Annotated in this window: 10 protein-coding genes and 1 pseudogene; 1 reads left to right on the top strand and 10 read right to left on the bottom strand. The window is 63.3% G+C overall.

Annotation, left to right across the window (positions count from 1 at the left end; translation table 11 throughout):
* Nucleotides 1-161, bottom strand: a pseudogene (locus HX873_RS31925) (methanol dehydrogenase); the annotation flags it as partial.
* A complete protein-coding gene (locus HX873_RS30900) occupies nt 161-769 on the bottom strand; it encodes a LemA family protein (RefSeq protein ID WP_003209150.1) in 609 nt (202 codons plus the stop codon). The pseudogene HX873_RS31925 and the gene HX873_RS30900, both read right to left, overlap by 1 nt.
* 214 nt (nt 770-983) lie before the next feature.
* On the opposite strand from HX873_RS30900, the gene bglX reads away from it, so the two are divergent.
* Nucleotides 984-3,275 carry a beta-glucosidase BglX gene (gene bglX / locus HX873_RS30895; RefSeq protein WP_008430891.1) on the top strand — a complete coding sequence of 764 codons (2,292 nt, stop codon included), beginning with the start codon at nt 984-986 and terminating at the stop codon, nt 3,273-3,275.
* Nucleotides 3,276-3,433: 158 nt separating this feature from the next.
* On the opposite strand, the gene HX873_RS30890 is transcribed toward bglX, so the two are convergent.
* From HX873_RS30890 to HX873_RS30855, 8 genes are all read right to left on the bottom strand, one after another.
* Complete coding sequence (locus HX873_RS30890; protein ID WP_177123753.1) at nt 3,434-4,591, bottom strand: phosphatidylserine/phosphatidylglycerophosphate/cardiolipin synthase family protein; 1,158 nt, start codon at nt 4,589-4,591, stop codon at nt 3,434-3,436.
* Nucleotide 4,592: 1 nt separating this feature from the next.
* Nucleotides 4,593-5,174 carry a YceI family protein gene (locus HX873_RS30885; protein ID WP_102606428.1) on the bottom strand — a complete coding sequence of 194 codons (582 nt, stop codon included), beginning with the start codon at nt 5,172-5,174 and terminating at the stop codon, nt 4,593-4,595.
* A gap of 160 nt (nt 5,175-5,334) precedes the next feature.
* Nucleotides 5,335-6,105 (bottom strand): helix-turn-helix domain-containing protein, encoded by a 771-nt coding sequence (locus tag HX873_RS30880; RefSeq protein ID WP_177021127.1) that lies wholly within the window; start codon nt 6,103-6,105, stop codon nt 5,335-5,337.
* A 64-nt stretch (nt 6,106-6,169) separates the two neighbouring features.
* Complete coding sequence (locus tag HX873_RS30875; protein ID WP_177123751.1) at nt 6,170-7,612, bottom strand: amidase; 1,443 nt, start codon at nt 7,610-7,612, stop codon at nt 6,170-6,172.
* Nucleotides 7,609-8,919, bottom strand: coding sequence for a citrate-proton symporter (locus tag HX873_RS30870; RefSeq protein WP_087692639.1), 1,311 nt, complete (start codon nt 8,917-8,919; stop codon nt 7,609-7,611). Before HX873_RS30870 ends, HX873_RS30875 begins: the two co-directional genes overlap by 4 nt.
* 56 nt (nt 8,920-8,975) lie before the next feature.
* On the bottom strand, nt 8,976-10,151 hold the full coding sequence (locus HX873_RS30865) for a M20 aminoacylase family protein (protein WP_177123748.1): 1,176 nt from the start codon (nt 10,149-10,151) through the stop codon (nt 8,976-8,978).
* 129 nt (nt 10,152-10,280) lie between these two features.
* On the bottom strand, nt 10,281-10,595 hold the full coding sequence (locus tag HX873_RS30860; RefSeq protein ID WP_177123746.1) for an amidase: 315 nt from the start codon (nt 10,593-10,595) through the stop codon (nt 10,281-10,283).
* Nucleotides 10,592-11,671: a serine hydrolase gene (locus HX873_RS30855; protein WP_177123744.1), complete on the bottom strand. Its 1,080-nt coding sequence runs from the start codon at nt 11,669-11,671 to the stop codon at nt 10,592-10,594. The genes HX873_RS30860 and HX873_RS30855 overlap by 4 nt, the downstream gene beginning before the upstream one ends.
* Between the last annotated feature and the right edge of the window lie 191 nt (nt 11,672-11,862).

Here is an 11,862-nt window from a genome sequence, read left to right as displayed (position 1 = left end):
AGCGCCTGCAACTGCTGGGTCAGCTGCGCACGCACGGCCGGGTCGATCATCTGGGCGTTGTCCACCACCCGTCCGGTCAGGGCCGGGAAATTCAGGGCGGCCTGGGCGGTCAGGCTGAAGGCCAGCAGCACCGCCGCCATCAGCCAAGCGCGCTTGCCCATCAGAATTTCACTTGCGGCGCTTTATCGGCATCGGCACTCGTGGCCTCGAAGTTGGCGCGGACCGGCAAGTCGCTGTACATCACGCTGTGCCACAGGCGGCCAGGGAAGGTGCGGATCTCGGTGTTGTAGGCCTGCACTGCCTGGATAAAGTCGCGGCGGGCCACGGCGATGCGATTTTCGGTGCCTTCAAGCTGCGATTGCAGGGCCAGGAAGTTCTGGTTGGCCTTCAGGTCCGGGTAGCGCTCGGACACCACCATCAAACGGCTGAGTGCACCGCTCAAACCGTCCTGGGCTTGCTGGAACTGCTTGAGTTTCTCGGGATTGTCGAGGGTGCTGGCGTCCACCTGGATCGAGGTGGCCTTGGCCCGCGCTTCGATCACGGCCGTCAGGGTGTCCTGTTCATGGGCGGCGTAGCCCTTGACCACTTCCACCAGGTTGGGGATCAGGTCGGCGCGCCGCTGGTACTGGTTCTGCACCTGGGCCCAGGCCGCCTTGGCCTGTTCGTCCAGGGTCGGGATCTTGTTGATGCCGCAACCGCTCAGCACGGTGCTCACCAGTATCAATGCCACGGCCTTCCAGCCCCAACGGTAACCTTGTGCTGCTTGCATGGTGTTTCTCCTGCCAAACCTATGAAATTTACCGACTGACGCGTTAGCCACGGGCTTAGGGCATAATCCGCCACCACCCACTGGATTGCATCGTGCCAATCAGCTAAAAGATGCCCAGCGCCAATAAGAGTTCAGAAGTGTGCGGTATTTATCTGAACAACACCCGAACAACAATAGACGCTCTCCGGTCCCAAGGCTGCGAGAAAGGATTTTCATGAAGAAGCTGTGTTTGCTGGGCCTTGTTGTCAGTTTGGCCACTCATTCCGTATTAGCCGAAACAAAGCCCGCAGTGCTCAAGGACAAGGACGCCTTCGTCAGTGACCTGCTCAAGCAGATGACCCTTGATGAGAAGATCGGCCAATTGCGCCTGATCAGCATCGGCCCCGAAATGCCCCGCGAACTGATCCGCAAGGAAATCGCCGCCGGTCGCATCGGCGGCACCTTCAATTCGATAACCCGCCCGGAAAACCGTCCGATGCAGGACGCAGCCATGCGCAGCCGGTTGAAGATCCCGATGTTCTTCGCCTATGACGTGATCCACGGCCACCGCACGATATTCCCCATCAGCCTGGCCCTGGCATCCAGCTGGGACATGGACGCCATCGGCCACTCCGGGCGCATCGCCGCCCAGGAAGCTGCCGCCGACAGCCTCGACATCACCTTCGCGCCAATGGTCGACATCTCCCGCGACCCGCGCTGGGGCCGTACCTCCGAAGGCTTTGGCGAAGACACCTACCTGACCTCGCGCATTGCCGAAGTGATGGTCAAGGCCTTCCAGGGCAGCAGCCCGGCCAAGGCCGACAGCATCATGGCCAGCGTCAAGCACTTCGCCCTGTATGGCGCGGTGGAAGGCGGTCGCGACTACAACGTGGTCGACATGAGCCCGGTCAAGATGTACCAGGACTACCTGCCGCCCTACCACGCCGCCATCAAGGCTGGCGCCGGTGGCGTGATGGTTGCGCTGAACTCGATCAACGGCGTACCCGCCACCGCCAATACCTGGCTGATGAACGACCTGCTGCGCAAGGACTGGGGCTTCAAGGGCCTGGCCGTGAGCGACCACGGTGCGATCTTCGAGCTGATCAAGCACGGCGTGGCCAAGGACGGGCGTGAAGCCGCCAAGCTGGCGATCAAGGCCGGCATCGACATGAGCATGAACGACTCGCTCTACGGTAAGGAATTGCCAGGCCTGCTGAAGTCCGGCGAGATCGAACAGAGCGACATCGACAACGCCGTGCGCGAAGTGCTCGGCGCCAAGTACGACATGGGCCTGTTCGCCGACCCGTACCTGCGCATCGGCAAGGCCGAGGATGACCCGGCCGACACCTACGCCGAAAGCCGCCTGCATCGCGCCGACGCACGTGACGTGGCGCGCCGCAGCCAGGTGCTGCTGAAAAACCGGAACAACACCCTGCCGCTGAAAAAGGACGCGACCATCGCCCTGGTCGGCCCGCTGGCCAAGGCGCCGATCGACATGATGGGCAGCTGGGCCGCTGCCGGTAAACCCGCGCAATCGGTGACCCTGCTGGACGGCATGAACGCCGTGATCGGCGACAAGGGCAAGGTGATCTATGCCCGTGGCGCCAATATCACCAACGACAAGAAAGTCGTCGACTACCTCAACTTCCTGAACTTCGATGCCCCGGAAGTAGTGGATGACCCGCGCTCGTCCCAGGACATGATCGACGAAGCCGTCAAGGCCGCCAAAGGCGCCGATGTGGTCGTGGCCGCCGTGGGCGAGTCCCGTGGCATGTCCCACGAATCGTCGAGCCGCACCGACCTGAACATCCCGCAGAGCCAGCGCGACCTGATCAAGGCCTTGAAAGCCACCGGCAAACCGCTGGTGCTGGTGTTGATGAACGGCCGTCCGCTGTCGATTGTCGAGGAGAACGAACAGGCTGACGCAATCCTGGAAACCTGGTTCGCCGGCACCGAAGGCGGCAACGCTATCGCTGACGTGCTGTTCGGTGACTACAACCCGTCGGGCAAGCTGCCGATCACCTTCCCGCGTTCGGTGGGGCAGATTCCGACCTACTACAACCACCTGAGCATTGGCCGGCCGTTCACTCCGGGCAAGCCGGGCAACTACACCTCGCAGTACTTCGATGACACCACCGGGCCGCTGTTTCCGTTCGGTTACGGCTTGAGCTACACCAGTTTCAGCCTGTCGGACATGGCGCTGTCGTCCACCACCCTGAACAAGACCGGCAAGCTCGACGCCACCGTGGTGGTGAAAAACACCGGCAAGGTCGATGGCGAAACCGTGGTGCAGCTGTATATCCAGGACGTGGCCGGCTCGATGATCCGCCCGGTGAAGGAATTGAAGAACTTCCAGAAGATCATGCTCAAGGCGGGCGAAGAGCGCGCGGTGCACTTCACCATCACCGAGGAAGACTTGAAGTTCTACAACACCCAGCTGAAGTTTGCGGCTGAGCCGGGCGAGTTCAATGTGCAGATCGGGTTGGATTCGCAGGATGTGAAGCAGCAGAGCTTCGAACTACTCTAACTGATCGTTCCCACGCTCCGCGTGGGAACGCAGCCCGGGACGCTCCGCGTCCCAAAGCTTGACGCAGAGCGTCACAAGAGGCATTCCCACGCGGAGCGTGGGAACGATCTAAAATGTGGGAGCAAGCCCGCTCCCACATTTGATTGGGGTATTCTGGCTTATCCGCGGCGGTCCAGCAGGTTGACCACCAACCGATCAATCCACCCCCACACCCGCTGCTTCACCCGCCGCCACAACGGCCGCGACTGCCATGCCTCAAGGCTCACCGCCTGGCTCAGGGCAAAATCCCGCTCGAAACTCTCCACCACTGCCAACGTCAATTCCGGGTCCAACGCTTCCAGGTTCGCTTCCAGGTTGAAGCGCAGATTCCAGTGATCGAAGTTGCACGAGCCAATGCTCACCCAATCGTCCACCAGCACCATTTTCAAGTGCAGGAAGCACGGCTGGTATTCAAAGATCTGCACCCCGGATTTGAGCAAACGCGGGTAGTAACGGTGCCCGGCATACCGCACCGACGGGTGATCGGTACGTGGCCCGGTCAACAGCAAACGCACATCCACCCCGCGCCCCGCCGCCCGGCGCAGGGCACGCCGTACGCTCCAGGTCGGCAGGAAATACGGCGTGGCCAGCCAGATACGCTGGTGGCCGCTGTTCAGCGCGCGGATCAGTGACTGCAAGATATCCCGATGCTGGCGGGCGTCGGCATAGGCCACACGCCCCAGCCCCGGTCCTGTCGCTGGCACCTTGGGCAACCGTGGCAGGCCAAAATGCGTGGCCGGTTTCCAGGCTCTACGATCGTCGTTCGCCAGCCACTGACGGTCGAACAACGCCTGCCAATCCAGCACCAGCGGGCCACGAATCTGCACCATCACTTCGTGCCAATCGGCGGTGTCTTCCCCGGGCGTCCAGAATTCATCCGTCACGCCGGTGCCGCCGACCACGGCGATGGTCTGGTCGATCAACAACAGCTTGCGGTGGTCCCGATAGAGGTTGCGCATCCAGCGGCGCCAGCTCAGGCGGTTGTAGAATCGCAGGTCCACCCCGGCATCGATCAACCGCCGACGCAGGCCCAGGGTAAACGCCAGGCTGCCGTAGTCATCGAACAGGCAACGTACGCGCACGCCACGTTCGGCGGCCGCCACCAGGGCCTGAACCATCGCCTCGGCACACGCGCCCGCCTCCACCAGATACAGCTCCAGCGCCACCTGTTGCTCGGCCTGGGCGATGCCTTCCAGCATGCGCGGGAAGAAACTCGGGCCGTCGACCATCAGCTCGAAACGGTTGGCGCTGCGCCACGGGAACACTGCGCCGCTCATGTCAGCGCGCCGTGAAAATCAGTACCGCACCCACCGGCACCGACAGGCTGATCTGCGACAGCCCGGCGGCCTTGCGCAATGCGGCTACCCCTGGCAGCAAATCGAAATCCTCGGCGTGCACCACCAATGGCTCCAGGGTGACCACCTGGAAGCGTCGGTCATCCAGGCGGGTCGCCAGCAATTCGGTGCTGTAGGCCTGGGTCTTGCCGTGCAGGGTCACCGACAGCGGCAGGCGCAGCTCGTATTGCGCGCCGGGGGCCAGGTCGTTGATCGGTTGCAGGTTGATCTGCGCATTGATCACCGCGTCCGGGAAGGTCTTGATCTCGAACAGCTCATTGCGCATGCGCTCGTCGCGCAGCGGGATGCCGCTGTTGATCGACTCCAGTTCGACTTCCAGCTGCGCCGCGCCCTTGCTGTCGACCTTGCCATGCAGCACCAGGAAGCGCTGCACTTCGGCGATGTCGGTGTTCTTGGTGGTGACGAACGACAGGCGCGAGGACTCGTTGTCCAGGTACCAGTCGGCATGGGCAGGCACGGCGGCAGCGGCCAGCAGCAGGAAGGCCATGGGTTTGAACAGGGACATAAAGACTCTTGGGGCAAAAAACCTGGGCGAACAGTAACAAAGACCTCCTGTAGGAGCGAGCTTGCTCGCGAAGGTTGCCAACGATGACGCGGGCATTCTGAATGAACGCGGTGCCTGTGAGCTCTTCGCGAGCAAGCTCGCTCCTACGGGGGAACGGTGGTCAGGCCAGCGCCTCCTGCACATCGCGAATCGTCGATTCCAGGCTGGCCAGGTGCAGGCTCAGCACCCGTTCCACCGGTGCCTGATCCATCGGCCAATGCAGCGCCATGCTGCCCACCAACCGGCCATTGGCCCGCACCGGCAAGGCCACCGCGCGAATCAGGAACGGCAGGCGCACCGGGTATTCCCAGTAGCCTTCGGTGCGTTGGCCAAACCCCTGGTGCTGGGATTGTTCACACGCCCGGTATTGATCGTCTTCCGCCACATGCTCACGACCGGCCAGGCGCTGCACTTCATCCGCCGACAATTGCGCCAGGCACGCCTTGCCCATGGCCGAATGAAACAGGCTGGCGTGCTGGCCGACGATCTGGCAATTGTTCGGGTAGAGCTTGCGCAGCACCGTGGGGATCGCGCTTTCCATCACCTCCAGGCGTTCGCCGTCGAAGCTCGACAGGTCCACCACCAGGCCGGTGCGCTCGCTGAGGTCCAGCAGCCACGGCGCGGCGCTTTCCACCAGTTGGCGCTTGAAGCGTTGCTGGGTGTCGCCGAACAACCGTCTGGCCCGCAGGCGGTAACGCCGGTCGCTGAGCCCACGATAGATCCAGCCCTGTTCCTGCAAGGTCAGCAGCATCCGCGAGACCGTGGCCTTGGGCAGGTGAGTCAGGTAATGCAACTCTTCCAGCCCCAGCGCCTGATGCTCGCCGAGCAATTCGATGATCGCCAGTGCCCGCCCTACTGAGCGTACGGTTCCCGTCTCGGCGTCGCTGCCCATGTGTCGATCTCCTTGATGCCGATGGATGATCTGATTTCACAGCAAGATACAGGCCCGTCGCGGCTCAACCGGTCGCCGAGAGGCAAGCTGGCGGTCGCCGCTGCACCCAGTGGGTCAGTTGTTCGTGGGCGTACGCCAGTTGCAACACCGCCCTGTCCGCCTGGGCCGGGCCGATGATCTGCAGGCCCATGGGCAAGCCCTGGGGGTTGAAACCCACCGGCACGTTCATGCTCGGCAGGCCGGCCAGTGTGGGGCCGATCACCACTTCCATCCAGCGGTGGTAGGTGTCCATCTCGCGCCCTGCGACGAGGCGTGGCCAGGCTTGTTGTGCATCGAAAGGGAACACTTGGGCGGTGGGCAGCAACAGGAAATCGTAACGTTCGAACAGTTTGCCGAGGGCGCGGTACCAGTCGCTTCGGTTGATCGAAGCCTGGTAAACGTCCGCCGCACTCAGTTGCAATCCGCCCTGCACTTCCCATTGCGCCTCCGGCTTGAGCAGTGCACGTTTTTGCGGGTCGGCGTAGGCCGCGCCGAGGGAGCCCTGGATCAGCCAATGGCGGTGCACCAGCCAGGTCTGCCACAGGCGTTCCAGAGAAAATTCCGGTTGGCAGTGCTCGACCTCGCAACCCAGCGCAGCGAAGTCCTTGAGGGCCGATTCGCACAGGCTCATCACGCCGTCTTCCATCGGCAGGTAACCGTTGTAATCCCCGAGCCAGCCCAAGCGTGCACCCTTGAAGTCGCGCTGCAACGGCTCGCCAAACATCGCCGGATCCTCCTTGAGCGACAGCGGCACCCGAAGGTCATAGCCGGCCTGCACACTCAGCAGCCGCGCCACATCCGCCACGCTGCGACCCATCGGGCCTTCCGTGGCCAGTTGCTGGACGAACAGCTCCGGCGCCGGCCCGTGAGGCACCCGCCCCTGGGACGGACGCAGGCCAAATACGTTATTGAACGCCCCCGGGTTTCGCAGCGAGCCCATCATGTCGCTGCCATCCGCTACCGGCAGCATGCGCAATGCCAGCGCCACCGCCGCGCCGCCGCTGCTGCCACCGGCCACCAGGCGCGGGTCATAGGCGTTGCCGGTGGTGCCGAACACGCTGTTGTAGGTCTGCGAGCCCAGGCCAAATTCCGGCACGTTGGTCTTGCCGATGATGATCGCGCCACTGGCCCGAACCCGCGCCACGCTGATCGCATCTTCTTGAGGAACATGCTCGGCGAACAGCGGCGAACCGAGGGTGGTGCGCAGGCCCTGGGTCGCCGCCAGGTCCTTGATCGCCTGGGGCATGCCGTGCATCCAGCCACGGGATTGGCCTTGGTCCAACTCGCGATCACGCTGCGCCGCTTCGGCCAGCACGTCCTCATGGGAGCGCAGCGAGACCAGCGCATTCACCGTCGGGTTGAAGCGTTCGACCTGGGCCAGATACGCCTGCATCACTTCATGGCAGGACACCTGCCGCGCATGGATCGCCCGAGACAGTTCGATGGCATCCAGTTCAACAATACTCAAGGTTTCACCTCGCTGGAAAACGGCGCCGGTCGTTTCGCCCGTGGCGCCTCATGCATGCAGTAAGTGCCCAGCAGCGTCAGGACGCAAGCGAACAGCACATAAAATGCCGGGGCTACCGGCGTGCCCAGCACCTTGCTGAGCCAGGTGACGATCAACGGCGCAAAGCCCCCGAATACCATCACCGCCACGTTGTAAGCCACCGACACCCCGGTGGAGCGTACTTCGATGGGAAACTGCTCGGCCAGGGCCGTCGGCGCCGGGCCGAAAAAGCCGCCGATGGCAGTGCACAACATCACCTGCATCACCAGCAAACGCTCAATGGACGGTGCCGCCGCGACCCACACATACAGCGGGTACACCATCACAAAAAACGCCAGGGTGAACGCCATCAATACCGGGCGCCGACCGAACCGATCCGACAGCAGGCCGGACAGCGGAATCACCACGGTCATCAGCGCCACCGCGAACATCTGCACCATCAGCACCTGGTCCAGCGGCAGGCCGAGGTTCTTGTGGGCAAAGGTCGGCATGTTCACCAGCACCACGTAGAACGACACCGTTGCACCACAGGCCAGGCCCATCGAAACCAAGATGCTGCGGCGGTGATCGCGGATGACGTCCATCAAGCTCGGCGCCGCACCCTTGGCCTGTTTGCGTGCCTCGATAAATTCCTCGGGGTCTTCCATGTGCCGGCGGATCCACAAGCCCACGGGGCCGATCAGCAAGCCGAAGATGAACGGCAGGCGCCAGCCCCAGACTTCAAGGGTTTGCGGCTCGAAGAAGTGTGTGACCAACGCCACCATCGCCGCGCCGCCGAACACCGCCAGGCACTGTCCCACCAACTGCCAGGAACCGTACAGGCCCTTGCGATGGGCCGGCGCGCTCTCCACCAGGAACGCCGTGGCACTGGCGTATTCACCGCCGGTGGCAAAGCCCTGGAGCATGCGCGCAACCACGATCAGCATCGGCGCGCCCATGCCGATGGCAGCATAGCTGGGGGCGAAAGCGATCAGGGCGATGGAGATGGTCATCAACCGGATGATCAGTTGCATCGCGGCCTTGCGGCCTTTGCGGTCCGAATACATGCCCAGCAGAATCCCGCCCACCGGGCGCATGAAGAAGCCGACGCCAAAGGTGGCCAGGGCCATCAGCAGCGAGGCGTATTCATCCTCCGAGGGGAAAAACTGCCGGGCGATAATGCTGGCGAGAAAGCCGTAGACGATGAAGTCATACCATTCCAGCGCATTGCCGATCACCGCCGCCACCACCTGGCGGGTGCGGGATACACCTTGTTTTGAAGCCTGCATGGGAACACTCCATTCAACCAGTCGGAAAAGGGTCCAGCGGCAGAAAAAAGAGGTCGTCAGGCGGGCTTGAGCCAGCTCTCGGCCAGCGCGCCCCAGTAGGCGGCGCCGGTCAACAGGATGTCGTCGTTGAAGTCATAGGCGGGGTTGTGGACCATCGGCCGCGACACGCCGTTGCCGATAAACAGGTAGCTGCCGGGGCAGCGTTGCAGCATCCAGGCGAAGTCTTCGCTGCCCATCAGCTTGGTGGTGTTGCCGTCGACGGCATCTTCACCCAGCAGGGCGACGCCGACCTGGCGGGCGAATTCGGTTTCTTCGGGATGGTTGACCAGCACCGGATAGGCCGGGCGATGGTCGATCTGCGCGGTGCAGCCGAAGCTCGCGGCCTGGGTCAGGATGATCGCCTTGACCCGCTCCAGCATCAGTTCACGCACGTTTGCATCCAGGGCACGCAGGCTCAAACGCAACAGTGCTTGCTGGGGAATCACGTTGGCCGCCTGGCCCGCTTGCAGGGCACCGACGGTCACCACGGCGGCTTCCTGGGCATTGATATTGCGCGCCACCACGGTCTGCAATGCCATGACCATACTGGCGGCGGCCACCAGCGGGTCGACCGTCAGGTGCGGCATGGAGCCATGGCCACCGACGCCTTCGAGGGTCACGGTGAGCAGGTCCTGGGAGGCCATCATCGGTCCAACGCGCAGGCCCAGATGGCCGGCGGGCAAGCCCGGCATGTTGTGCATGCCGAACAATGCGTCGCAGGCAAACCGCTCCAGCAAGCCGTCGGCGAGCATGGCTTCGGCGCCGCCCTGGCCTTCTTCGGCGGGCTGGAAAATCAGGTTCAGGGTGCCGTCGAATTGACGGGTCGCGGCCAGGTAACGCGCGGCGCCCAGCAGCATGGTGGTGTGGCCGTCATGACCGCAGGCATGCATGCAGCCGGCGTGTTGGCTGCTGTAGCTGGCGCCGGTGTTTTCGATGATCGGCAACGCGTCCATGTCGGCGCGGATACCGAGCTTGCGCGAGCTGCTGCCATTGCGCAGCACACCCACCACGCCGGTCTGGCCGATGCCGGTATGGACTTCGTAGCCCCAGTTACGCAGGGATTGCGCCACGAGGGCGGAGGTGCGGTTTTCTTCAAAACCCAGTTCAGGGTGGGCGTGAATGTCCTGACGCACGGCGTGCAGGTCGCTGGCGACATCGCTCAGCCAATCCAGGATGTGCTGGTGTGGGCTCATGGTGATTCTCCTCGCAGGCGGGTGTTCCCGTTCTTTTTCGTTGCACACCGCCAGATAACCGCGATGTGCGCAGGAGGACAATCAAAGGTGGTTCCACCCTGTGGAACCTCAGCCCCACCTGTGGCTGCATTAGGGCAAGAGGCGGCAGCCCTCGCGTTGGCCCAGCCATTGGGCACTGTGGGTGCGGCCCAGGCCGCTGGCGGTCACGAGGTGTTTTTCAGGGTTGTCGGTGAAGGCGCTGGTGGGCACGTATTGCTTCACATAACCCAGGCAATAATCAGCGGGATTGCCTTCCACATATCGGCAGGAGCAGTACTCCTTGGCGGTGTAGGCCGCGATGATGTCGGGGAAGGCTTGCAGGTTGACCCGCTCGTGCCAGACCCAGCCGAGCAACACGAGTAACAGCAGGATCAACAGGCTGATGAAGGGATGACGGCGGATCATGGTTGCACCGCTGCAAGGACGCGCTTGAGGAGTTCGTTGTGGCGATAGCTGCCGTCGCGGTCGTCGCCATAGCGCACGATGACCAGCTGTTTTTCGGGCATCACGTAGAGCGCCTGCCCCCAGTGGCCGAGGGCGGCGAAGGTGTCGGCGGGCGCGTCCGGCCAGGGTCTGGCGGCGCCCTGCACTTCGCGGTTGAGCCACCATTGGCCGCCCGGAACGGCTTCGTCCTGGCCCGCCTTGTACTTGTCGAACGGTTGGCGATTGAACGCGACCCACTCCTTGGGCAGCAATTGTTGCTCGCCCCAACGGCCGTCGCGCTGCATCAGCAGGCCGACGCGGGCCAGGTCGCGAGCGGTGAGGTAGGCGTATGAGGACGCGACGAAGGTTTCCTCGGCATCGCTTTCCCAGGTGGCGTTGTGGATGCCCAGTGGCTGGAACAGGGCGGTCCATGGGTAGTCGACGTAGGCCTTGTGGCCGAGCATGCCCTTGAGGGTGGCGGACAGGATATTGCTGTCGCCACTGGAGTAGCGGAATGCCTGGCCGGGGGCGCTGGAGGTCGCGGTGTCGGCGGCGAACTCGGCCATGTCGTGGTGGCCGCGGGTGTAGAGCATGGCGACCACCGAGGATTTCAGCGGGGCGTATTCGTAGTCTTCCTGCCAGTCGAGGCCCGAGGCCCAGTGCAGCAGGTCGGCCATGGTCACGCCTGGGTGTTGTTTCATCGGCGGGTAAAAGCGCGCGGCGGGGTCGGTGAGTTTGAAGCGGTTTTCGCCGAAGGCCACGCCGAGCACGGTGGCCATCAGGCTTTTGCTGATGGACCAGGTCAGGTGCGGGGTGCTGGCGGTGATGGGGGCGGCGTAGCGTTCGTAGATGATCTGGCCGTCGCGGATGACCAGCAAGGCGTCGGTGCGGACGCCTTTGCGGCTGGTGTCGTCGCGGGGTGGGAAGGCGTAGTCGTCCAGGGCCTGGGCGGCCGGGCCGGTCAGGGGCTGGCCTTGGGACCATTCCTTCTCCGGCCAGGTTTCGGCGTGGGCTGTCAGGGTGAACAGCAGCGCGGCGTATAGGAGGCCTTTGAACATGGATTGGGACTCGGGGGCATTCAAGCCCGCGAGCCTAGCCCAGGGGGATGACGGTTTTGTTACGGACCCTGGGGTGAGTACATATCCGTTATTTGGGTGATGGCTGATATGGGTTCCGCTCTTACAGCGGCTCACTTTTGAACAGCGCAAAAGTAAGCAAAACGCTCTTGCCCCACCACTCGGCACCTCGC

The organism is Pseudomonas sp. P7758, assembly GCF_013386485.1.
Lineage (GTDB): Bacteria > Pseudomonadota > Gammaproteobacteria > Pseudomonadales > Pseudomonadaceae > Aquipseudomonas.
This window is presented reverse-complemented; position numbering and strand designations above follow the sequence as displayed.

Bases quoted from the DNA above. Each gene is read 5' to 3' on its own strand.
- HX873_RS30900 (WP_003209150.1), bottom strand. From the start codon at position 769: ATGCAAGCAGCACAAGGTTACCGTTGGGGCTGGAAGGCCGTGGCATTG.
- bglX (WP_008430891.1), top strand. From the start codon at position 984: ATGAAGAAGCTGTGTTTGCTGGGCCTTGTTGTCAGTTTGGCCACTCAT.
- HX873_RS30890 (WP_177123753.1), bottom strand. From the start codon at position 4,591: ATGAGCGGCGCAGTGTTCCCGTGGCGCAGCGCCAACCGTTTCGAGCTG.
- HX873_RS30885 (WP_102606428.1), bottom strand. From the start codon at position 5,174: ATGTCCCTGTTCAAACCCATGGCCTTCCTGCTGCTGGCCGCTGCCGCC.
- HX873_RS30880 (WP_177021127.1), bottom strand. From the start codon at position 6,105: ATGGGCAGCGACGCCGAGACGGGAACCGTACGCTCAGTAGGGCGGGCA.
- HX873_RS30870 (WP_087692639.1), bottom strand. From the start codon at position 8,919: ATGCAGGCTTCAAAACAAGGTGTATCCCGCACCCGCCAGGTGGTGGCG.
- HX873_RS30865 (WP_177123748.1), bottom strand. From the start codon at position 10,151: ATGAGCCCACACCAGCACATCCTGGATTGGCTGAGCGATGTCGCCAGC.
- HX873_RS30860 (WP_177123746.1), bottom strand. From the start codon at position 10,595: ATGATCCGCCGTCATCCCTTCATCAGCCTGTTGATCCTGCTGTTACTC.
- HX873_RS30855 (WP_177123744.1), bottom strand. From the start codon at position 11,671: ATGTTCAAAGGCCTCCTATACGCCGCGCTGCTGTTCACCCTGACAGCC.